The sequence below is a fragment of the Streptomyces sp. NPDC017940 genome (assembly GCF_044328435.1).
GTDB lineage: Bacteria > Actinomycetota > Actinomycetes > Streptomycetales > Streptomycetaceae > Streptomyces.
Genome location: NZ_JBIRHJ010000004.1, coordinates 825,438 through 846,362, shown reverse-complemented (window position 1 = coordinate 846,362; position 20,925 = coordinate 825,438). Strand labels below are relative to the sequence as shown.

The 20,925-nt window shown below is 73.8% G+C and carries 19 protein-coding genes and 1 pseudogene; 12 read left to right on the top strand and 8 right to left on the bottom strand.

What is annotated here, in order from left to right; translation table 11 throughout:
• On the bottom strand, window positions 1-131 hold a 131-nt coding region (locus ACH4DX_RS18090), incomplete at its 3' end, for a TerD family protein (RefSeq protein WP_398155830.1).
• Window positions 132-360: 229 nt separating this feature from the next.
• Here ACH4DX_RS18090 and ACH4DX_RS18085 point away from each other — a divergent pair.
• Both ACH4DX_RS18085 and ACH4DX_RS18080 read left to right on the top strand, forming a co-directional pair.
• Window positions 361-780, top strand: coding sequence for a BlaI/MecI/CopY family transcriptional regulator (locus tag ACH4DX_RS18085; protein ID WP_398124103.1), 420 nt, complete (start codon window positions 361-363; stop codon window positions 778-780).
• A gap of 8 nt (window positions 781-788) precedes the next feature.
• Window positions 789-1,868, top strand: coding sequence for a M56 family metallopeptidase (locus ACH4DX_RS18080; protein WP_398155801.1), 1,080 nt, complete (start codon window positions 789-791; stop codon window positions 1,866-1,868).
• 70 nt (window positions 1,869-1,938) lie between these two features.
• Here the strand turns inward: ACH4DX_RS18080 and ACH4DX_RS18075 are convergent, their stop codons facing one another.
• Window positions 1,939-2,394: a tellurite resistance TerB family protein gene (locus ACH4DX_RS18075; protein WP_398155800.1), complete on the bottom strand. Its 456-nt coding sequence runs from the start codon at window positions 2,392-2,394 to the stop codon at window positions 1,939-1,941.
• Between the two features lie 104 nt (window positions 2,395-2,498).
• Window positions 2,499-3,212 carry a 4'-phosphopantetheinyl transferase gene (locus tag ACH4DX_RS18070; RefSeq protein ID WP_398155799.1) on the bottom strand — a complete coding sequence of 238 codons (714 nt, stop codon included), beginning with the start codon at window positions 3,210-3,212 and terminating at the stop codon, window positions 2,499-2,501.
• Window positions 3,213-3,288: 76 nt separating this feature from the next.
• Between ACH4DX_RS18070 and ACH4DX_RS18065 the strand changes: the two genes are divergently transcribed.
• The 4 genes from ACH4DX_RS18065 (at window position 3,289) to ACH4DX_RS18050 (ending at window position 9,726) form a co-directional block, all read left to right on the top strand.
• On the top strand, window positions 3,289-3,915 hold the full coding sequence (locus ACH4DX_RS18065; RefSeq protein ID WP_398155798.1) for a YigZ family protein: 627 nt from the start codon (window positions 3,289-3,291) through the stop codon (window positions 3,913-3,915).
• A gap of 279 nt (window positions 3,916-4,194) precedes the next feature.
• Window positions 4,195-5,295 carry a glutamate--cysteine ligase gene (locus ACH4DX_RS18060; RefSeq protein ID WP_398155797.1) on the top strand — a complete coding sequence of 367 codons (1,101 nt, stop codon included), beginning with the start codon at window positions 4,195-4,197 and terminating at the stop codon, window positions 5,293-5,295.
• Between the two features lie 148 nt (window positions 5,296-5,443).
• Window positions 5,444-6,610: an exonuclease SbcCD subunit D gene (locus ACH4DX_RS18055; protein ID WP_398155796.1), complete on the top strand. Its 1,167-nt coding sequence runs from the start codon at window positions 5,444-5,446 to the stop codon at window positions 6,608-6,610.
• A complete protein-coding gene (locus tag ACH4DX_RS18050; protein WP_398155795.1) occupies window positions 6,607-9,726 on the top strand; it encodes an AAA family ATPase in 3,120 nt (1,039 codons plus the stop codon). The genes ACH4DX_RS18055 and ACH4DX_RS18050 overlap by 4 nt, the downstream gene beginning before the upstream one ends.
• A 37-nt stretch (window positions 9,727-9,763) precedes the next feature.
• Here ACH4DX_RS18050 and ACH4DX_RS18045 read toward each other — a convergent pair whose 3' ends face one another.
• Window positions 9,764-10,210, bottom strand: coding sequence for an Lrp/AsnC family transcriptional regulator (locus tag ACH4DX_RS18045; protein WP_398155794.1), 447 nt, complete (start codon window positions 10,208-10,210; stop codon window positions 9,764-9,766).
• A 312-nt stretch (window positions 10,211-10,522) separates the two neighbouring features.
• Between ACH4DX_RS18045 and ACH4DX_RS18040 the strand changes: the two are divergent.
• Window positions 10,523-10,669 (top strand): annotated as a pseudogene (locus tag ACH4DX_RS18040) (rhodanese-like domain-containing protein); the annotation flags it as partial.
• Window positions 10,670-10,746: 77 nt separating this feature from the next.
• Window positions 10,747-11,595 (top strand): SDR family oxidoreductase, encoded by an 849-nt coding sequence (locus ACH4DX_RS18035; protein ID WP_398155793.1) that lies wholly within the window; start codon window positions 10,747-10,749, stop codon window positions 11,593-11,595.
• Between the two features lie 63 nt (window positions 11,596-11,658).
• Here ACH4DX_RS18035 and ACH4DX_RS18030 read toward each other — a convergent pair whose 3' ends face one another.
• The 3 genes from ACH4DX_RS18030 to ACH4DX_RS18020 all read right to left on the bottom strand — a co-directional run bounded on the left by ACH4DX_RS18030 (window position 11,659) and on the right by ACH4DX_RS18020 (window position 16,987).
• Window positions 11,659-13,365, bottom strand: a complete 1,707-nt coding sequence (locus tag ACH4DX_RS18030) for a DUF885 domain-containing protein (protein WP_398155792.1) — start codon at window positions 13,363-13,365, stop codon at window positions 11,659-11,661.
• A 234-nt stretch (window positions 13,366-13,599) separates the two neighbouring features.
• The gene (locus tag ACH4DX_RS18025; RefSeq protein ID WP_398155791.1) at window positions 13,600-15,177 is read right to left on the bottom strand and encodes a GNAT family N-acetyltransferase; all 1,578 of its coding nucleotides are present in this window, start codon (window positions 15,175-15,177) and stop codon (window positions 13,600-13,602) included.
• A gap of 229 nt (window positions 15,178-15,406) precedes the next feature.
• Complete coding sequence (locus ACH4DX_RS18020) at window positions 15,407-16,987, bottom strand: alkaline phosphatase D family protein (protein ID WP_398155790.1); 1,581 nt, start codon at window positions 16,985-16,987, stop codon at window positions 15,407-15,409.
• Between the two features lie 265 nt (window positions 16,988-17,252).
• Between ACH4DX_RS18020 and ACH4DX_RS18015 the strand changes: the two genes are divergently transcribed.
• Window positions 17,253-17,663, top strand: a complete 411-nt coding sequence (locus ACH4DX_RS18015; RefSeq protein WP_398155789.1) for a VOC family protein — start codon at window positions 17,253-17,255, stop codon at window positions 17,661-17,663.
• The gene (locus ACH4DX_RS18010) at window positions 17,648-17,896 is read left to right on the top strand and encodes a hypothetical protein (RefSeq protein WP_398155788.1); all 249 of its coding nucleotides are present in this window, start codon (window positions 17,648-17,650) and stop codon (window positions 17,894-17,896) included. The genes ACH4DX_RS18015 and ACH4DX_RS18010 overlap by 16 nt, the downstream gene beginning before the upstream one ends.
• Here ACH4DX_RS18010 and ACH4DX_RS18005 read toward each other — a convergent pair.
• Entirely contained in the window at window positions 17,874-18,722 is an 849-nt protein-coding gene (locus tag ACH4DX_RS18005) for an alpha/beta fold hydrolase (protein WP_398155787.1), read from the bottom strand. The genes ACH4DX_RS18010 and ACH4DX_RS18005 overlap by 23 nt on opposite strands.
• 214 nt (window positions 18,723-18,936) lie before the next feature.
• Here ACH4DX_RS18005 and sigJ point away from each other — a divergent pair, with 214 nt between their 5' ends.
• Together sigJ and ACH4DX_RS17995 are read left to right on the top strand one after the other, a co-directional pair.
• Window positions 18,937-19,827: an RNA polymerase sigma factor SigJ gene (sigJ, locus tag ACH4DX_RS18000; protein ID WP_398118134.1), complete on the top strand. Its 891-nt coding sequence runs from the start codon at window positions 18,937-18,939 to the stop codon at window positions 19,825-19,827.
• 287 nt (window positions 19,828-20,114) lie between these two features.
• On the top strand, window positions 20,115-20,876 hold the full coding sequence (locus ACH4DX_RS17995; protein ID WP_398155786.1) for a GntR family transcriptional regulator: 762 nt from the start codon (window positions 20,115-20,117) through the stop codon (window positions 20,874-20,876).
• The last annotated feature ends 49 nt before the right edge of the window (window positions 20,877-20,925 follow it).

Below are 20,925 nucleotides of genomic sequence, written 5' to 3'. Positions count from 1 at the left end.
GACGCGTCCAGGTCGTAGTCGGTGCCCGTCGTGGTCCGCACGTCCCAGCCGAGGCCCACCAGTACGGCCGTCAGACCCGGCGCCTCCTTGCTCAGCGAAACGTTGCCGCCCTTGGCCAGGGAAACTCCCACGGTGTCCTCCTGCTGTGGTCTGTAAGTGGTCTGTACGTGGTCTGTACGTGGTCTGTGCGTGATCCGTACGTGGTCCGTACGGGAAATCGTCCCGGCCCCGGTTGCGGACCGGAACCTAAAATCTACACGAGTGTAGAAATATCCGGAGCCGAGTCGACGACCCCGACCGATACGATGTGACACTCCCCGCGAGCGACGTACGCGGCGCGGTGGGAGGTGAGGGCACGGTATGGCGCAGGACAGGACGCAGGACGAAGGCGGGCGGCCCGAGGCACGGCTGCGCAGGCGCGGGCAGGGCGAGCTCGAGGCCCAGGTGCTCGCGGCCCTGCACGAGGCGCGCGGTCCTGTCGGCGCGGCCTGGGTGCAGGAGCGCGTCGGCGGCGACCTCGCGTACACCACGGTCATGACGATCCTCACCCGGCTGCTGGCGAAGGACGTCGTCACCCGGGAACGCGCGGGGCGCTCCTTCGTGTGGCGGCCCACCACCGGCGAGGCGGGGCTCGCCGCGCTGCGCATGCGCAAGGTCCTCGACGGGGAGAGCGACCGCGAGGCGGTGCTCGCCAGTTTCGTCACCACCCTGTCCGCCGCCGACGAACGGTTGCTGCGCGACCTGCTCGGCGAAGCGGGCGGCGACGGCGCGGAGGGCTGAGCGTACGCATGGGGCTCGTCGTCTATCTGCCGCTCGTGCTGCCGCTAAGCGCCTGGCCGGTAGCCCGGCTCGCCGCGCAGCACCTCCATCCGCGCACCGCCACCCGCCTGCTGACCGCGCTCGCCGCCGTGATGGCGCTGTGCAGCACGCTCTGCCTGGCCCTGCTCATGGTCGTCGGCACCGCCCGGCTCCCCGGCAACCCCCTGCCCGACGCCTGGTCCGACCCCGAGGTCCGCGCCGCCCTGCCGTACGACGAGTTCACCGGTACGGCGGCCATTCCGGCGCTGGCCGTGGTGTGCGGCGCGCTGACCCACACGCTGTGGCGACACGCCGCGGTACGCCGCCGGGGCCGCCGGGCGATCGCCGGTCTGCCCGGTCCGACGGTGGTCGTGCTGCCGGACACCGAGAGGGCTTACGCGTACGCGCTGCCCGGGAGGGTGCGGGGAGCCGGGCGCGGGGTGGCGACCGGGAACGTGCCAAGGGACGGTGCGGACGCGTGCGCGGGCGCGGGCGCGGGCGCGGGCGCGCGGGACGGTGGGCGGCGGGCGGGAGTGCCGGCGCGGCGCGAACCGGCGCGTGGGCGCGTCGTCGTCAGCCGTGCCCTCCTCGACCGGCTGCGGCCCGCCGAGCGACGTGCCCTGTTCGCTCATGAGCGCGCTCATCTCGCGGCACGTCACCACCGCTTCCTGCTGGTGACGCAGTTGGCGGCGCGCGCCAACCCGTTCCTGCTGCCGCTGCGTACGGCCACCGCGTACACCACCGAGCGGTGGGCCGACGAGGCGGCCGCCGGGGCGGTGCGGGACCGGCGGGTGGTCGCACTGGCCATCGGCAAGGCGGCGCTCGCGCCGGGGCGCACTCCGGTGGCGGCGCTCACGGGGTTCGCGGGGTTCGCGGCGCCGGGTCCGGTGCCGCGGCGCGTGGCCGCCCTCCTCGCCCCGGCCCCCGCCGTCCGCACCCGGCCCTCCTTGTTCACGGGGGTGGGCCTGGCACTCTGGGGCGCGGCGTGCGGCACCGCCGTGTCCGCGATGTCCTCGGCGAACGCGGCGGTGACGACGGTCCTCGTCCTGCGGGCGGCCACACCGCTGTGAGGGGGGTGCGCCGGGGCGGTGATCAGCCGGGGAGCTGCGGGGGTGCTCAGCCGGGGCGCCGCGAAGGTGCTCAGAGGTCGAACTCGTGCGGCGGCAGGTCCAGGGCGTAGCACGCCTCACGCACCACGGCCTGCTCGTCCTTGTCGAAGTCGCCGTCGGCGCCGCCGATGACGATGCCGATCTGGATCACCGCACGCGCCTCGGCCGGCTTCTTCTTGGCCTTGGCGACCTCCTGCAACACGCTCACCTTGCCGAACGCGAAGTCGGCCGTCAGCTTGTCCACGTTCTCGTCGAAGCGGCGGCGCAGATCGTCGGCGGCGAAGTTGTGCAGCACCTCGTTGGTGGCGATGAGCTGCGCCACGCGCTGGCGCTCCGCCGCGTCCACGGTGCCGTCGGCGGCCGCGACCAGCGCGCACATGGCCATGCTCGAGTCGCGGAAGGCCCCGCTCGTGAGATCGTTCTTCTTCGCTGTCAGCTGCGCCTGCATCGTCGACGCGGTGTCCTTCAAGCGGTCCCACAGAGCCATGGGAAAACTCCATCTGTCGTCGCTCGCGGCGAACTTAGTTCTACAACACTGTAGAAGTTAACATCCGCCGCTTCCGTGGCGACCGCCGCGTCCACGGCGTGGGGCTACCGTCGCGCCCGCATCACGATCGCCGTCACCGCGATCCCGTCCCGCACCAGCCACGTACCGGAGAACCGGGAGAGCGCGGTCCCCGCGACCACGGGCGCCTCCACCAGGACGTCGGCGGTGAACGTGCCGTCCGCCCGGATGTCCAGACGCGCCTCGTCGAAGCCGAGCCAGCGATTGGTCAGCGGGAACCACGTCTTGTAGACGGTCTCCTTCGCGCTGAACAGCAGCCGGTCCCAGGGGACGGAGGAGTCGCCGGCGGCGAGGGCGGAGAGCATCGCGCGCTCCGCCTCGTCGCTCACCAGCTCCAGTACGCCGTTGTCCTTCAGGGGCTCCGCGGGCTCGGCGTCGACGCCGAGCCCCAGGACCTCGCCGGAGCGTGCGACCACCGCGGCGCGATAGCCCAGGCAGTGCGTCATGCTGCCGACGACACCGGCGGGCCACACCGGCTCGCCCCTGTCGCCACGCAGGATGGGCACGGGCGGCAGGCCGATCCGGGCCAGGGCCGAGCGCGCGCAGTGCCGTGCCGTGGCGAACTCGTTCTTCCGCTTGGGCACCGCCTTGGCGACGTACGCGGCTTCTTCGGGGAAGAGGACGACCTCGGCCGGATCCTCGTCGGTCTCCACGACGAACACCGGCTCCGCTGCGAGCAGGGAGCTCAATATGCCTGTTTCGCCGAACACTTCGCCCATGGACTTCGATGGTGACGTCACAGCCGATCACTGTACCGGCGGCCCGTGCCGGACGGCCCGCGAGGTTCCAAGGACGGCCGCCGCATAGGGTGGCCCGATGCAGGACGAGTACCGCACCGTGACCCGCGAGGGCGTGCACGAGACCGAGGTCAACCGCTCGCGCTTCCTGTGCGCGCTCGCGCCGGCCGCCACCGAGCAGGAGGCCCAGGACTTCGTCGCGCGCGTCCGCAAGGCGCACCCGACGGCCTCGCACCACTGCTTCGCGTACGTCATCGGGGCCGACGCCTCCGTACAGAAGGCGAGCGACGACGGCGAACCGGGCGGCACCGCGGGCGTCCCCATGCTTCAGATGCTGCTCCGGCGTGACGTGCGGTACGCCGTCGCCGTCGTGACCCGCTACTACGGAGGCGTGAAGCTCGGCGCGGGCGGCCTCATCCGCGCCTACGGCGGCGCCGTCGGGGAGGCACTCGACGCGCTCGGCACCCGTACCCGCCGCCGCTTCAGGATCGCCACCGTCACCGTCGACCACCAGCGGGCCGGAAGGATCCAGAACGACCTGCGGTCGGCCGGGCGCACCGTGCGCGACGTGCGGTACGGCACCGAGGTCACCCTGGAGATCGGCCTGCCCGACGCCGACGTCGCACAGTTCGAGGCCTGGCTGGCGGACGCCACGGCGGGCACCGCGCGGTGCGAACTCGGCGGGGAGGCGTACGGAGACGCGTGACCGTGCGTGCACATGTTTTGATGGCGTTATGACCCTCTTTGTCGGCGCCTGTGGGTGGCAGTGCGAAGACTGGCGCGGTGTGCCCCACTCCGAGGTGCGCGCACTCCGCACCGGCCCGGGCGCCACCAGGTGCCGGGCCGACGCCGGATCGCGGCCGCCCGTCGCACCGCTCCGGCGCACGGCGGGCCGGGGGGTCTTCGCGAGGGCCGCCCGCACGGCAGAACGCGCGGCGGGACGCACGGCAAGGCGCACGGCAAGGCGCGGGCCGGTGAGCGCGTCGTGAGTCCGATCACGGTCGGCGTCGAGGAGGAGTACCTGCTCCTCGACCCCGGCACGGGCCTGCCCGTCCCGCTGGCCGAACAGGTGCGTGCCGCGGCGGGGCTCGGTCCCATCGCCGAGGAGCGCGAGGTGCAGCCCGAGCTGATGGCGTCGCAGATCGAGGTCGCCACCCCGGTGTGCACCGGCCTCGACGAGGTGGGCGGCCATCTGCTGCGCCTGCGGCACGCGCTGGGGCGTGCGGCGGAGAGCCACGGGTGCAGGCTCGCGGCCTGCGCGACGCCGCCGGTCAAGACGGACGCGCCCGCTCCGGTGACCGACCTGCCGCGCTACCGAGCCCTGCGGGCGCGGGCTCCGCAACTGGTGGCCGAGCAGCTGGTGAGCGGCATGCACGTGCATGTGGCGGTGCCCGACCCGGAGCTCGGCGTCGCCGTCCTGAACCGCGTCCGGCTGTGGCTGCCCGTCCTGGTGGCCATGTCGGCGAACTCGCCCTTCTGGGCCGGTCGGGACACCGGCTTCGCCAGCTGGCGCACCATCGTGTTCGGGCGCTGGCCGGTGAGCGGGCCGCCGCCGCACTTCGACTCCCTCGCCGACCACGAGCGGCGGATCGGGCTGCTGCTCTCCTCCGGTGCGGTCATGGACACGGGCCAGCTCTACTGGCAGGCCCGCCTCTCGAACCGGTACCCCACGATCGAGGTGCGCTGCGCCGACGTCCAACTCCGGGTGGACGAGGCCGTCCTGCTCACCGGCCTCGTACGGGCACTGGTGGCGACCGCGGTCCGGGACGCCGAAGCCGGTGTGCCGGTGCCGCCCTGCCCGCCGGAGCTGTTGCAGGCCGCGAACTGGCACGCCGCCCGGTACGGCCTCGGCGGCTCGCTGCTGGACCACGAGGGCAGGCCGCGCAGCGCAGGGGACGTGCTGTCCCGGCTCATGGACCACGTCACGCCCGCCCTCGACGCGGCCGGGGACAGCCGAGAGGTCACCGCGCTCGTGCACCGGCTGCTCCAGGAGGGCACGGACGCGGACCGGCAGCGCCGCGCCCTGGCCGAGGGAGGTCTGCCCGCCGTCACCGAGCTGATCGTCACCGAGACCACGGCGGTGTGAGGCCGCGCCCCGCCGGCGGGCGCCGTGGCCGATGGTGGGCCAGGGGCCCCGAGGCGTTAGCGTGGTGCGTGCCAACGGCGGGCCGATGCGTGCCCGTGGCGGTCTTTGAGGCGTAAGGGGCGGGAAAAGTGCAGGCCGGAGCGGTTTCTTGAGATTGCTGCACACATCCGACTGGCATCTTGGCCGGGCGCTGCACCGGGTGAGCATGCTCGACGCGCAGTCCGCGTTCGTCGCGCATCTCGTGGCCACCGTCCGCGAGCGCGCGGTGGACGCCGTCGTCGTGTCGGGCGACGTGTACGACAGGGCGGTGCCGCCGCTCGCCGCGGTCGAGCTCTTCGACGACGCCCTGCACCGCCTCGCGGACCTCGGCGTGCCGACGGTGATGATCTCCGGCAACCACGACTCGGCGCGCCGCCTCGGCGTCGGCGCGGGCCTCATCGACCGCGCGGGCATCCACCTGCGGACCGACCCGGCGGGCTGCGGGAACCCCGTACTGCTGCCCGACGCGCACGGCGACGTCGCCTTCTACGGCCTGCCCTACCTCGAACCCGCCCTGGTCAGGGACGAGTTCGGCGTCGAGCGAGCCGGGCACGAGGAGGTGCTCGGCGCCGCCATGGACCGGGTCGGGGCCGACCTCGCCACGCGCCCCGAAGGCACCCGCTCCGTCGTCCTCGCACACGCCTTCGTGACCGGCGGCGAGGTCAGCGACAGCGAGCGCGACATCACGGTCGGCGGGGTGGCCTCCGTGCCCGCGGGCGTCTTCGCCGGGGTGGACTATGTGGCGCTCGGCCATCTGCACGGCAGCCAGGTCATCACCGAGCGCGTGCGCTACAGCGGCTCCCCGCTGGCGTACTCGTTCTCGGAGGCCGACCACCGCAAGAGCATGTGGCTGATCGAACTCGGCCCGGCCGGTGAGCTGACGACGGCCGAGCGCGTCGACTGCCCGGTGCCCCGGCCCCTCGCCCGTATCAGGGGAACGCTCGAGGAACTCCTGGACGCCCCGGAACTCGCCCGGCACGAGCAGGCGTGGATCGAGGCGACCCTCACCGACGCGGTCCGCCCGGACGAACCGATGGCCCGCCTCACCGCGCGCTTCCCGCACACGCTCAGCCTCGTCTTCGCCCCGGACCGCGCCCCCGAGGACCCGGACGTGTCGTACGCCCGGCGCCTCAGGGGCCGCGACGACCAGCAGATCGCGGAGGACTTCGTGACCCATGTGCGCGGCGCGGGCCCGGACGCCCGCGAACGGGACGTGCTGCGGGACGCGTTCGACGCCGTGCGTACGGACGACACCGTGCGCGAGGTGGCCCGGTGAGGCTGCACCGCCTGCGGATCACCGCGTTCGGCCCCTTCGGCACCACCCAGGACATCGACTTCGACGAGCTGTCGGCGGCCGGGCTCTTCCTGCTGCACGGCGCGACGGGCGCGGGCAAGACCTCCGTCCTGGACGCCGTGTGCTACGCGCTGTACGGGTCCGTGCCAGGACCCCGCCAGGGCGGCGGCCAGGGTCTGACGCTGCGCAGCGACCACGCCCGGCCGGACACGCGCACGGAGGTGTGCCTCGAACTGACCGTGGCCGGGCGCCGCCTGGAGATCACCCGGCAGCCGCCCTGGGAGCGCCCGAAGAAGCGCGGCACGGGCATGACGACGGACAAGGCGCAGAGCTGGCTGCGTGAGCGGGTGGAGGGGGGTGGCCGCGGCTCCGGGTCCGGCTCCGGTGACCTCGGATCCGATGCAGCCGCCTCCGCCTCCGACCCCGACCGCGCCTCCGCCGCTGGTGCCGGTGCCGGTGTCGGAAAGGGCGGCTGGAAGGACCTCAGCCGCTCCCACCAGGAGATCGGCGAGGAGATCAGCCAGCTGCTCGGCATGAGCAAGGAGCAGTTCTGCCAGGTCGTGCTGTTGCCGCAGGGCGACTTCGCGCGCTTCCTGCGCGCCGACGCCGAGGCCCGCGGCAAGCTCCTCGGCAGGCTCTTCGACACCCACAGGTTCGCGGCCGTCGAGCAGCGCCTCGCCGAGCAGCGCCGCACCGCGGAGGCCCGGGTGCGCGAGGGCGACGCGGAGCTGCTCGCGGACGCGCACCGCATGCAGCAGGCGGCGGACACCGGGGGCGGGGGCGCCGAGCTGCCGCTGCCCGACGCCGCCCCCGGCGACCCGGGCCTCGCCGAGTCCGTGCTGACCTGGGCCGCCGTGGCCCGAGTGGACGCCCGCGAGCGACTCGCCGTCGCGCGTGGCGCCCTCGACCAGGCGGAGTCCGCCCACGCCGCGGCCGCCGCCGAGCTGGACGACGTACGCGAACTCGCCCGGCTTCAGCGGCGCTTCGCCGATGCCCGGCAGCGCGCCGACGCCCTGGAGGAGCGCGCCGACGACCACCGGCAACTCGCCGCCCGCATGGAGCGCGCCCGCAAGGCGGAGGCCGTCGCCCCGGCGCTCGCGCTGCGGGCCGACGCCGAGGACGAGCACCACCGCGCCACCGCCGCCGAAGCACGTGCGCGTGCGCAGCTCCCCGCCTCGTACGCCGACGAGGGCGCCACAGGACTCGCGGGCGCCGCACGCCGGGCCAGCGAGGAGCTGGGCGGCCTCGCCGCCGCCCGGCGCGCCGAACACCGCCTGGCCGAGCTGCGCACCCAGCGCGCCGACCTGGACCGGCGGGAGCGCGCCGACGACGAACTCCTCGCCGAGGCCACGGACTGGCTCGCCGACTGGAACACCGCCCGCGCGCGCCTCCAGGCGGGCATCGAGGCCGCGCAGGAAGCGGCCACCCGCACCGAACACCTCGCGGGCCGCCTCCTGCCCGCCCAGGAGAAGCTGGACGCCGCCCGCCGCCGCGACCGCCTCACCGAGGAGGCCGACCAGGCCGGGCAACACGCCCTCGCCGCCCGAGAGCACGCCACCGCGGCGCACGAGCACTGGCTGGGCCTCAAGGAGCAGCGCCTCGCGGACATCGCCGCCGAACTCGCAGCCCACCTCGACGACGGCGCTCCCTGCGCGGTCTGCGGCGCCACCGAACACCCCGCTCCGGCCCGCAAGTCCGCGACCCACGTCGACCGCGCCACCGAGGAGGCCGCCCTCGCCACCCACCGCGAGGCGGACGAGGCGCGCGCCGCGGCCGAGCGGGACCTCGCCGCCGTACGGGAGTCCCTCGCGGCAGCCACCGCCGCCGCATCGGACACTCCCGTCGACGAACTCGCCGCGTCCGTGGCGCAGTTGCGGCAGGAGCACGCCGCGGCCCGGGACCGTGCCGCCGGGCTGCACGCCGCACGCGAGGCCCTGGCCCACGCCGAGCGCGAGCAGGTGCGCCGCGTCGCCGCCCAGCAGGAGGCCGCCCGCCGCGTCGAGTCCCGCGCTGCCCTGCGGGACGCCCTCGTACGCGAACAGCAAGGGATCGAAGAGGAGTTGACCCGCGCGCGCGGCACGTCCGAGAGCGTCGCCCGGCGTGCCGCGCAGCTGGAGCGGCAGGCCGCGCTCCTCGGCGATGCCGCCGACGCCGCGCGGGCCGCCGACGAGGCGGCGCAGCGCCTGAAGGACGCCGACGCCCGTCTCGCCGACGCCGCCTTCCGCGCCGGCTTCGACACCCCCGCCGCCGCGTCCGCCGCGGTCCTCGACGACGCGGGCCACCGCGAACTCCAGGGCCGCATCGACGCCTGGCGCAACGAGCAGGCCGCCGTGCGCGCCCTGCTCGCCGAGCCCGACGCCGCCGCCGCGGACCGGCAGCCGCCCGCGCCGCTCGCCGCCGCCGAGGCCGCCGCGGAGGCCGCGGGCAGGCGGGTGCGCGCCGCCGCGTCCGCGTGCGACGCCGCCGCGGGGCGCTGCGCCGAACTCGACCGGCTCTCGGCCCGCTCGGCCGCCGCCGCCCGCGAGCTCGCCCCGCTGCGCGACCGCCACGACCGCGTGGCCCGCCTCGCCACCCTGGCCGCGGGGACCTCCGCCGACAACGAACGCAGGATGCGCCTGGAGTCGTACGTCCTCGCGGCCCGCCTCGAACAGGTCGCCGCCGCCGCGACGACGCGGCTGCGCCGGATGTCCTCGGGGCGCTACACCCTCGTCCACTCCGACGACAGGTCGGGACGCGGCCGGTCGGGCCTCGGCCTGCACGTCGTCGACGCCTGGACGGGCCGCGAGCGCGACACGGCGACCCTCTCCGGCGGCGAGACGTTCTTCGCCTCCCTGGCCCTCGCGCTCGGCCTCGCGGACGTCGTCACGGACGAGGCGGGCGGTGTGCGCCTGGACACCCTCTTCATCGACGAGGGCTTCGGCTCCCTCGACGACCAGACCCTGGACGAGGTCCTCGACGTCCTGGACTCGCTGCGCGAGCGGGACCGCAGCGTCGGCATCGTCAGCCACGTCGCTGACCTGCGCCGCCGGGTGCACGCGCAGTTGGAGGTCGTGAAGGGCAGGGCGGGGTCGGCGGTGCGGCTGCGGGGAGGGGCCTGAGGGCCGTTCACCGCCCTGGCGGCCGTCGCCCGGCCGCTCACCTTCCGAGCGGCCGCCTCGTCAGCGGGGACGAGTAGACGACACTCGTCGTCACCGAGCCGAGTGCGCCTATCCTGCCGGAGACCTCCTCCAGGTGCCGCATGGACCGCGCGGCGACCTTGATGACGAAGCAGTCGTCCCCGGTGACGTGATGCGCCTCCAGGATCTCCGGCGTCGCCTCGACCAGGTCGTGGAACGGCTTGTAGTTGCCGTTCGGACAGCGGAGCCGTACGAACGCGAGGACCGGCAGGCCGAGGCCCTCCGGGTCCACCACGGCCGCGTACCCCTGGATGACACCGGCCTCTTCCAGGCGCCGTACGCGCTCGGTGACGGCGCTCGCGGACATGGAGACGGCGCGTGCGAGCTCGGCGTAGCTGGCGCGGCCCTGCCGCTGGAGGACGTCGAGGATGCGCCAGTCGGTGGCGTCCGTGGAATAACCGGTCATGTCCGAGAGGAAACAGGGAAAACCCCGGCTGATCAAGAGGTGGACCGGGAATCGCTCCTTCAGGCCCGTCGGCCGCGCTCATAGATGTTCAGCCATGGCCCACATGGCCCACATGGCCCACATGGCCCACATGGCCCACATAGCTCATACGGCACAGGCGGAATACATGATGCACACAGTGCATACGGCGCATACGACGCAGACGGGGCTGGCGGCGCGCACAGCCACCGGAAGCGCCATGCATGACGCGAACGGCGGCAACCCCGTCCTGCGTTTCCCGCACGCCGATCCCGCCGCTGCCGCCGCCCACTCCTGGCCCGCCTGGGCTTCCAGGTGAAGGAGATGCTCGGCGGATTCGAGTACTGGGTCCGGGAGGGCTTCGCGTACGAGACCCGGGAGGGCACGGAGCGGCGCACCGCGGACCCGCTCACGGCGCCCGCCGACGCGGCCCGCGGCTGCCGGGCCGGAGCCGGCCTCGTCGGACCCGGGGAGAAATCCCGTGCGGCGGCCGCCCGGAGCACGCATCATGACCTGTCATGCCGCAACTTCCGCAGCCGCCCACCGCAGCCGAACTCCGCCGCGATCCGCTCCCGTTGCGCGGCCGCACCGCCCTGGTGACGGGAGCGAGCCGACGCGACGGCATCGGCCACGCCGTCGCCCGTCGGCTCGCCGCGTACGGGGCGAGTGTCTATCTGCACCACCACGTGCCGCACGACGCCGAGATGCCCTGGGGCGCCGACCGCATGGAGGACGTCGTCGCCTCCGTGCGCGAGGCGCTCGCCGACCCCGGCGCCCTGGTCGTCCACGGCCCCGCCGACCTCGCGGAGCCGGAAGCGCCCGCCGAGTTGGTCACCACGGCGGCCGAAGCGCTTGGCGGGCGCCTCGACATCCTCGTCGCCAACCACGCCCGCAGCGGCCGCGACGGCACTCTCGACGAGATCGACGCGGCCATGCTCGACGCCCACTGGGCCGTGGACACCCGCTCCGTGATCCTGCTCGTGCAGGCGTACGCACGGCTGCGCGCCGGGCTCGCACCGCGCACGCCCGGCGGACGCGTCCTGCTGCTGACGTCGGGCCAGGACATCGCGGGCGGCATGCCGGGCGAGCTGGCGTACGCCCTCCAGAAGGGCGCACTCGCCTCGGTGACCCGCTCCCTCGCGACGGCGCTCGCCGACCTCCCCGTCACGGTGAACGCCGTCAACCCCGGCCCCGTGGACACGGGCTACATGTCCGGCGACGCGTACGAGCACATCGCTGCCCTCTTCCCCGCGGGGCGGTGGGGCATGCCCGACGACCCGGCGCGGCTCCTCGCCTGGCTGGCCACGGACGAGGCCTGTTGGATCACGGGGCAGGTCATCGACTCGGAGGGCGGCATCCGGCGCTGAGCCGCAGGGCACGGGCGCCCGCGGTGCGCCGCGCGGTGGCCACCGCACGGCGCACCGCCCGCGTCACAGCGCCGACAGCTCGTCCACCAGGTCGTCGAGCCCGAGCGACCCCTGGGACAGCGCCGCCATGTGCCACGCCTTGGCGTCGAACGCGTCGCCGTGGCGCCGCCGCGCGTTCTCACGGCCGAGCAGCCAGGCGCGTTCGCCGAGCTTGTAGCCGATGGCCTGGCCGGGGATCGTCAGATAGCGGGTCATCTCGCTCTCGACGAAGTCCGCGGGACGGCTGCTGTGCGCCCCGTAGAACTCCTGGGCCAGCTCCGGCGTCCAGCGCCCGCCGGGGTGGAACGGGGAGTCCGCGGGGATCTCCAGCTCCAGGTGCATGCCGATGTCGACGATGACCCGCAGCGCGCGCATCATCTGGGCGTCGAGGTAGCCGAGCCGCCGCTCCGGGTCCGTGAGGAAGCCGAGCTCGTCCATCAGGCGCTCCGCGTACAGCGCCCAGCCCTCGGCGTTGGCGCTGACGATGCCGACGGTCGCCTGGTAGCGCGACAGGTTCTGCGCGACGTGCGCCCACTGCGCGAGCTGGAGGTGGTGGCCGGGCACACCCTCGTGGTACCAGGTGGAGACGAGGTCGTAGACGGGGAAGCGGGTCTGGCCCATGGTCGGCAGCCAGGTCCGGCCGGGCCGTGAGAAGTCCTCGGACGGGCCGGTGTAGTACGGGGCCGCCGCACCGCCCGGCGGAGCGATCCGCGACTCCACCTTCCGCACCCGCTCGGCGAGTTCGAAGTGCGTGCCGTCGAGCGCCTCGATGGCCTCGTCCATCAGGTCCTGCAACCACTGCCGCACCTCGTCGACGCCCTCGATGTGGGTGCCGTGCCCGTCGAGGTGGGCGAGCGCCTCCCACGGGGTCGCGGCACCCGGCAGGATCTTCTCGGCCTCGGTCCGCATCTCGCCGAGCAGCCGGTGGTACTCGGCCCAGCCGTACGCGTACGCCTCGTCGAGATCCAGGTCCGTGCCGTTGAAGTGCCGTGACAGACGGGCGTAGCGTTCGCGGCCGACGACGTCCGGAGCGCCCTCGACGGCGGGTGCGTACACGTCCCGCATCCAGTCGCGCAGCGCCACCACCGCGCCGGTCGCCGCCTTCGCCGCCGCGTCCAGCTCGATGCGCAGTGCCTGCGGTCCCTCCGCCGCGAACTCCTCGTACCAGCCGGGCCCACCCTCGGGTCCCGCCCACTGCGTCAGCTGCTCGATGAACGTGGCCGTGGGCCGCGGCGCTCCGTACAGCTTGCGCTCGAGGCCCAGTTCGAGCGAGGCGCGGTAGCCGTCGTAGGCGGCGGGCACCGCGCGCAGCCGCTCGGCGATCGTCGCCCAGTCCTCGTCCGTGTCCGTGGGCGTCACCGTGAAGATCTCGCGGACCGCGTGCGGCGGCGTGTGCAGATTGCCGACGGCACGCAGCCCCTCGTCGGCCTCGTGCACGGCTAGCTCCGCGAGCAGCCGTTCGCGCAGCAGCCGCGCGCAGCGCCGCTCCGCCTCCGCGTCGGCACCCGGCCGCCCCTCCGCCTCGTCGAGCCGGGCCAACGTCGTCCGCGCGAGGTCCGCCAGGGCGTCCAGGCCCGCGGGGGACAGGTCGGGAAGCTTGGCGTGGCTCTCCTTTACGCCGAGGTAGGTGCCGGTGACGGGGTCGAGGGCGATGAGCTCGTCGACGTAGGTGTCGGCGACCTCGCGGGGCAGCGGGCCGCCGGGGGTGGGGGTGATCTTCGTGTCTGACATGTGGACATCCTGGTACGGGACAGGGGCGCGCGTCACTCCCGCGTTGCCGCAGCACGGGGCGGCACGGCCGGTACCGACTCGTCGACGGCCCATTTCTCGACCGGTCGTCCCAGCTGTGGCCGGCGCCCGCGCCCAGGTCGGGACCGGGGCACCGTACGGCCGGTACCCGTGCCCGCCGCGCGCGGGCGGGGCGGGCACGGGTGGCGTGGCGGCGGCCCGGAGGCGGTTGTCGCCTCAGTGGCGGCTGCCGTGCGGCAACTGCGGACCGACCGGCGTGGTGTCGAGGCGGGCGGTGATGACCAGCGTGCCCTCCTCGATCTGGAAGTCCAGCGGCAGGTTGAGCCCGCGCATCGCGGCGACCATGCCGGTGTTGGACGACTGTGTGACCGCGTAGACGCTCTCGCAGCCCGCCTCGATCGCCATCGAGACCAGGCGGCTGAGGAGTTCGCCGCCGATGCCGCGGCGCTGCCAGTCGTCCTCGACGAGCAGGGCGATCTCCGTCTCGTCGCCGTCCCACAGCAGATGGCCCAGGCCGACGATGCGGCCGGAGGCGGTCCTGGCCGCGAGCGTGCGCCCGAACCGCGGGCTCAGGAGGTGGTTGAGATAGCGGTCGGCGTCGTTCACGGGGCCGTGGTACCGCATGCCCAGGGTGTGCTTCGAGCAGCGTTCGTGCATCGCCTTGGCGGCCTCGAGGTCACCCGCGTCGGCGCGGCGCACCGTGATGTCGGCGCCCTCGGGCAGCGTGAGGACGTCCTGGCCGCGCGGGACGCGCGGACCGAGCCGGGTGTCGAGCTCCACGAGCGCCCGCGCGCGAGCGAACTCGGTGGGGGTGAACGGGAGGTAGGGACGTTCGACCGTGATCACTCCGCCTTCGGGGGCCCGCAGCCGCAGCACGGTCCCTTCCAGTACGCCCTCCACGGGCGCTGATCCTTCGTGGGCGCGCTCGCCCACCGAGGCGGCGGGCAGCGAGCGGATGGTGCAGCGGCCCAGGAGCTGGCGCAGGGCGAGCGGCAGTTCCGCCGCGTCCATGGCCGTGCGCGTGGCCAGGCCCAGGATGCGCGTGGGCGCGTCCACCAGGTCGTGCGCGTCGGCCCGCTCGATCCAGGTGCCGGAGCCGCCCGCCCGCGCGACCGTGCGCGTGAGCTCGGCCGCGGACAGTGCCGTCGGGGCCCGCAGCAGGAACTCGTCGACCGTGCCCTCGGCCAGCGGGTGCGTCTGGAGGCTGAGGATGTCCACGTGGTCGTACGCCAGTGCCGTGCACAGTGCCGCGAGCGAGCCGGGGGTGTCGCGCACGGTCGTACGCAGTCGCCACAGCGTCGTGGACCCGCCGTGCGCTCCCGTGCCGTCACCGGAGGGTGCAGGGGAGGTCTCCGACGGCACACCGGAACCGGACTCGAACCCGGTCTCGGACCCGGTCTCGGACCCGGTCTCGGACCCGGGCCTGCCATCGGACCCGGACCCGCCCTGCGAACCGAGCCCGCCACCGGACCCGAGCCCGCCACCGGACCCGGACCCGCCACCGGACCCGGACCCTCCCCCCTCTGTGTGGGCGGACCGGGTGCCGATGTCGGCGTCGGCCCTGCCCGGCGGCGCGTGGGTGTGGCGCCGGGCCCACCAGGTGTGGAACCCGACCGTCGCAAGCAGGAGCACGGCCGAGAGCAGGAGCAGCTCGGGTCCGTCCGGGCCGTGCCCCACGAGATTGGCCACCGCGTCCGCCGCGGCCACGGCCGTGAACAGGGCGGCCAGTTCGACGACGTCCCGGCGCCAGTGGTGCGCCGGCCCGCCGTGCCTCTTGCGTGTCACATCAGACATGTCTGCACTCATGCAGCCACTCTGACCGAAAGCTGTTTCGTGATCACGAACGCTTTGTGACTGATGGATTAAGAGCGGTTCTGTCCGTTTCATCACTCTTTGGTCACCCCGTTTGTTCATCGCTGTCCCCCGTTTGGCCGTACCGGTCCGCGCGGGTGCCGCCTGGCCCGAGTGGCCCGAGCGGTGTGGTCGCACCGCCGGACCTCCAGGCCCGCTCCCGCGCCGTCCGTCACTGGCCCACGCGTCCCGGTTGCAGCACCTTGGTGAAGAGCACGCTTCCGCCCTGCTGCCGCAGCCGTACCGTCAACTCGCCGCTGTCGCCGTCGATGTCCACCTCTCCGTAGTAGGGCGGTGTCTCTGCCGGCGATGTGTTGGCGCGGTCCGGCGCCTTGACGAACGTCTGGTCCGGGCCGAAGGTTCCGTCGAGTTTCACGGCGGGGAATCCACCCGCGGCCAGTGGCCCCGACACGAACTCCCAGAAGGGCGCGAAGTCCTTGAAGGCGGCGCGCGCCGGGTCGTAGTGCTGCGCCGAGGTGTAGTGGACGTCGGCGGTCAGCCACACCGTGCCCGTGATCCGGCGGTGCTTGATGTGCCGCAGGAGCTCCGCGATCTGCAACTCGCGGCCCAGCGGCGCGCCCGGGTCGCCCTGGGCGACGGCCTCGAAGTTCTCCCTGCCGTCCGCCACCACCAGGCCGAGCGGCATGTCGGAGGCGATCACCTTCCACACCGCGCGGGACCGCGAGAGCTCCCGCTTGAGCCAGGCGAGCTGCTCGGCGCCCAGGATGCCGGTGGCGTCGTCGGGCTGGCGGCCCGGCGAGTTGGCGTTGCGGTAGGTCCGCATGTCGAGCACGAAGACGTCGAGGAGCGGACCCTGCCGCAGCATCCGGTACACCCGGCCGTCCCGGCCGCCGGGACGGCCGGTGGAGATCGGGTAGTACTCGCTGAACGCCCGCAGCGAGCGTCGCGCGAGGACGTCGACGTCCTTCTCCGTGTAGCGCGGGTCGTCCAGGATCTGCCCCGGGTACCAGTTGTTGCGGACCTCGTGGTCGTCCCACTGCACGATCGAGGGCACCTGCGCGTTGAAGCGGCGTACGTTCTCGTCGAGCAGGTTGTAGCGGAAGTTGCCGCGGTACTCGGCGAGCGTCTCGGCGACCTTCGACTTCTCCGGGGTGGTGAGGTTCTTCCACACCCGGCCGTCGGGCAGGGTGACGCTCTCCTGGATGGGGCCGTCGGCGTAGATGTTGTCGCCGCTGCACAGGAAGAAGTCGGGGTTGCGGCCGCGCATCTCCTCGTACACCCGCCAGCCGCCGAGCTCCGGGTTGATGCCCCAGCCCTGGCCCGCGATGTCCCCCGACCACAGGAAGCGCACCCCGTCACGGCGCTTCACGGACGCCGTGCGGAAGGTGCCGGTGACGGGCCGGCCCGTGCGGCGCGGGTCGTCGGGGTCGGACAGGAGGACGCGGTAGTGGATCTGGGCACCGCTGGGAAGGCCGCGCAGCCGGGTCGTTCCCGTGAAGTCGGTGCCCGGGCCGAGGAGCGGGCCGTGCCACCGGGTGGGTCTGCGGAACGACTCCGTGGCGGAGGTCTCGACGATCATGCGGGCGGGCCGGTCGGACCGTACCCACACGAGCCCCGAGTGCGCGCCCACGTCACCGGCCTGCACGCCCCAGTCGGCGCTCGGACGCCCCCGCAGGGCGAGCGCGGGAGCCGTGCCGGAGAGCGCGGGCAGGGCCAGGGCCGCGGGCGCCACGAGCGAACCGCGGAGCAGGCTGCGGCGGCGGGGAGAGGGGTTCGGCGAACGGTCCGGCATGAGGACGCCTCCTGGGACGGCGAGTCGATCGAGTGTGCAGTGCCACGTGTACTGCGGCCTCGCGGCGCCCACAAGAACCACAAGTGAACAACCGATCCCGTACATGAGGAACTCAGCCGCAGGAGGGCAACGGGCGGGCCCAGGACCAGGGACGCAGGCCCCGGGTCGCGCGGACCCCGCCCCCGGCCCGATGGCAGCAAGATCGTTCGCCCGTAGCCTGACCGGAGCGGCCCACGGAGACGCGGCCGCGGACAAGGAGAATCCCGTGCCCGTCGACGGCCGCAGTCACATCCGCATCGCCCGCCCTTCCCGCGACCTCGCCGCCGCCGAGAGGTTCTGGGTCCAAGGGCTGGGGCTCGACGTCCTGTACCGCCACGACGAGAGCGGCGGGCCCGGCGAGCACGCACTGCTCATGGTCGGCTGGCCCGACGCCTCCTGGCACATCGAACTCGTCCACGAGGCGGCCGCCCCCGTGGAGCCCCACCCCACCGAGGAGGACCTCCTCGTGGTGTACGTGGCGGGTGAGGTCCCCGACGCCCTCGTCGCGCGCCTCGAGGAACACGGCGGCACGCGTGTGCAGTCGCCCAACCCGTACTGGAACGAGTGGGGCGTCACCGTACGGGACCCGGACGGCTACCGCCTGGTCCTCAGCACCCGCGAGTGGTCCAACTCCTGAACGACGGCTACGGAGACGACGATTACGGGAACGACGGCTACGGAGACGACGATTACGGGAACGACGGCTACGGAGACGACGATTACGGGAACGACGGCTACGGAAACGACGGTTACGGGAACGACGGCTACGGAAACGACGGCTGCGGGGACGACGGCTACGGAGCCCACTGCTACGGCCGCCGCCGGGCGCGTGGGCGGGGCGTCCGCGTCAGCGGCTGGTGTCCAGGATGACGCGCGCCACGAGCGCCGGGTCGTCGTGCATCGGGACGTGCCCGCAGCCCGGCAGCCGCACGAGGCGGGCCCCGGGGATCGTGTGCTTCGCGCGGATCCCCTGGCGCCGCAGGAGCAGCCGGTCACGACTGCCCCAGGCGACGGTGACCGGCACCTGCGGCACATCGTCGCGGAACCGCACCCACCGTCCGGCGGCCAGCGTCTCGTCGAAGCCGGCGGCTCCGCGCAGGGCGAGCGTCTCCGCGACCACCGCCTCCGGCGAACGGTGGCCGGGGCGCGCGTAGATCGTGCTGGTCAGCGCGGTCCTGCCGACCGCGCTGCGCGCGAGCCGCTCGACCATCGGCAGGGGCATCGCCCGCGCCACGCCGCGCATCGCGCGCAGGGTCGTGAACGCGTAGTGCCGCTCCGCACCGGACCAGAACCCGGCCGGCGAGAGGGCGGTGACGGACCGCGCGAGGTCCTCACGGGCCATCTCCAGGGCCAGGAGACCGCCGAGGGAGTTCCCCGCCACATGCGGCCGCCCGACGCCGAGGGCGTCGCACAGGCCCCGCAGGGCGGGCACCACGGACCCCAGGTCGTACGCGAGTCCGTCCGGCAGCGCGGGGGAGGCGCCGAAGCCCGGCAGGTCCACGGCTATCACGTCGCGCTCGGCCGCGAGGATGCCGACGACGGGGTCCCAGGCCTGGCGGTGGTGGCCTATCCCGTGCAGCAGGAGCAGCGGCTCCCCGGTGCCCGTGCGCCGGTAGGAGACCGTCACCGTGCGCGGGCCGTTAGGCGACTCGACGCCGAACGACACCTCTGCGACCTCTGCCACCCGTGCGACCATGACCGCTCCTGACTTAGACATCTTGTCAGGAAGAATTACCGCCGAGTAGCGACGAGTTCAAGAGGGCGACCGCGACGAGTTCGTCCGGGGGGCCGTCGGTGGCGCGCGAACACCGCCTCCGAGGGGGCCCCGCCGGGCCCGGGGCCGCTGTGATCCTCGTCCGACCGCCCTGGCGCGGGTGGACAGCGGCAGTTCCGTGAGCTGGGATGGTGGCGTGACTGCCGACACCGTGACCGACGTCTTCGAAGAGCACAGGTCCGTCCTGATGGGCGTCGCCTATCGCATGCTCGGACGGGTGGCCGACGCGGAGGACGTCGTCCAGGACGCCTGGTTGCGCTGGTCGGCGGGCGAGCGCGGGGAAGTGCGCGAACCCCGCGCCTACTTGGTGCGCGTCACCACCCGGCTCGCCATCGACCGGCTGCGCCAGGCCCAGGTGCGGCGCGAGTCGTACGTGGGCCCCTGGCTGCCCGAGCCGATGGTCACCGACTTCGGGCCGACCGTGCCCGACACCGCCGAACGCGCCGTGCTCGCCGACTCCGTGTCGCTCGCGGTGCTCGTCGTCCTCGAGTCCCTGTCGCCCCTGGAGCGCGCGGTGTTCGTGCTGCGCGAGGCCTTCGGGTTCCCGTACGCGGAGATCGCCGACACGCTCGACCGCAGCGAGGCCGCGGTGCGCCAGCTCGCCGGACGGGCCCGCAAGCACGTGGAGGACGGCAGGCCGCGCTACGAGGTCGACCCCGCCCAGCGCCGCGACCTCACCGAACGCTTCCTCGCCGCCGCCACCGAGGGCGACCTGGCGGGCCTGATGTCCCTGCTCGCGCCGGACGTGCACCTCGTCGGCGACAGCGGCGGCAAGGCCAAGGCGCCGCTGCGCGTCCTGCGGTCCGCGGACAAGGTGGGCCGCTTCCTCGTCGGCGCCGCGCAGCAGGGGGTGCCGGGCGTGGAGGCGTACGAGTTCCGCGCCGTGGAGGTCAACGGCGCGGCGTCCGTACTCGTCCTGGGTGACGGCAAGCCCGACAGCATCCTTCAGCTGGATGTCGCCGACGGGCAGATCCAGCGCGTCTACATCATGCGGAATCCGGACAAGCTCGCCGGGCTGACCTTCTAGGGCGCCGACCCGCACGGCAGTGGCCCCGCCCGGTAATCGGGCGGGGCCACTGCCGTGCGCACCGCCATGTCCGACGTATCGGATTGCGTCACATCGTCCTCGGGGTGTCGACCGGGCGCGAACAGCGCGTGAATGCTCTGTGGCATCACTTCACTGCGGGCTGTAACGGACTCAGGATTGGTCTTGACCAAGGGTGAGCGCGGCTCTATGGTCGCTGAGATAGTGCAGGAACCTTTAATAAACAAGGCGCTGAAAAGCCGCCTGCGCGCGCGATTGCGGAGGACAGGGTGGGGACCACGCAGCTGGAATCGGTGCCGGAGCCGAAGTACTGGCACCTCAAGACCGTGCTCAGCGAAGCACTGGACTCCGAGTTCGCCGTGGGCGAGATCCTGCCCAACGAACGCGACCTCGCCGCCCGGTTCGGCGTCGCCCGCGCGACGCTGCGCCAGGCTCTGGAACAGCTCGAGCTCGAGGGGCGGCTCCAGCGCCGCCGAGGCGTCGGCACGACCGTGGCGCCGCCCCGCATGGGCGTGGCCGTCGGCTCCGCCCAGGGGTGCTGGCCGGGCGCGGTCGGCGACGCCTGGCAGCCGGCCGACAGCGAGCTCGCCGCGCCGCCCGCCCACGTGGCCCACGCCCTCGGCATCGACCCGGACGAGCCCGTGCACGTGGTGCGGCGCACCCGCGTGTCGCACGGCCAGCCCGTCGCCGCCGAGCTGCTCTACGTCCCCGCGGCCTCGGTCCCCGACCTCTCGGCGATCGACGCCCCCGCGGGACCGGCGCGCGCGCGTGCGGTGCTGCGCGAGCTCGGGCGGCTCGACCTGGCGGGCCAGGACCGTGCCGTGGAGCTCGGCTCCGCCCGCGCGGACGACGCCAAGGCCCTCGACCGGCTGCCCGGCGCCCCCGTCCTCCTCGTCACCACCCGCTTCCTCGCCGACGGCGGCACGGCAGCCCTCTCCGTGGCGACGTACCGCGCGGACACCTGCCGCCTCACCTTCGGCGACCAGGGAGCCGTCGAGATCCACCACGGGCCCGAGCAGCGCGCTTCGTGACCCGGCGGGGCGCCCTCCGGTCGACCGGGCGAGGCGCCCTCCGAAGGCG

Bases quoted from the DNA above. Each gene is read 5' to 3' on its own strand.
- ACH4DX_RS18065 (WP_398155798.1), top strand. From the start codon at position 3,289: ATGCAGGACGAGTACCGCACCGTGACCCGCGAGGGCGTGCACGAGACC.
- ACH4DX_RS18085 (WP_398124103.1), top strand. From the start codon at position 361: ATGGCGCAGGACAGGACGCAGGACGAAGGCGGGCGGCCCGAGGCACGG.
- ACH4DX_RS18075 (WP_398155800.1), bottom strand. From the start codon at position 2,394: ATGGCTCTGTGGGACCGCTTGAAGGACACCGCGTCGACGATGCAGGCG.
- ACH4DX_RS18025 (WP_398155791.1), bottom strand. From the start codon at position 15,177: ATGTCTGATGTGACACGCAAGAGGCACGGCGGGCCGGCGCACCACTGG.
- ACH4DX_RS18005 (WP_398155787.1), bottom strand. From the start codon at position 18,722: ATGGTCGCACGGGTGGCAGAGGTCGCAGAGGTGTCGTTCGGCGTCGAG.
- ACH4DX_RS18080 (WP_398155801.1), top strand. From the start codon at position 789: ATGGGGCTCGTCGTCTATCTGCCGCTCGTGCTGCCGCTAAGCGCCTGG.
- ACH4DX_RS18020 (WP_398155790.1), bottom strand. From the start codon at position 16,987: ATGCCGGACCGTTCGCCGAACCCCTCTCCCCGCCGCCGCAGCCTGCTC.
- ACH4DX_RS18035 (WP_398155793.1), top strand. From the start codon at position 10,747: ATGCCGCAACTTCCGCAGCCGCCCACCGCAGCCGAACTCCGCCGCGAT.
- ACH4DX_RS18030 (WP_398155792.1), bottom strand. From the start codon at position 13,365: ATGTCAGACACGAAGATCACCCCCACCCCCGGCGGCCCGCTGCCCCGC.
- ACH4DX_RS18045 (WP_398155794.1), bottom strand. From the start codon at position 10,210: ATGACCGGTTATTCCACGGACGCCACCGACTGGCGCATCCTCGACGTC.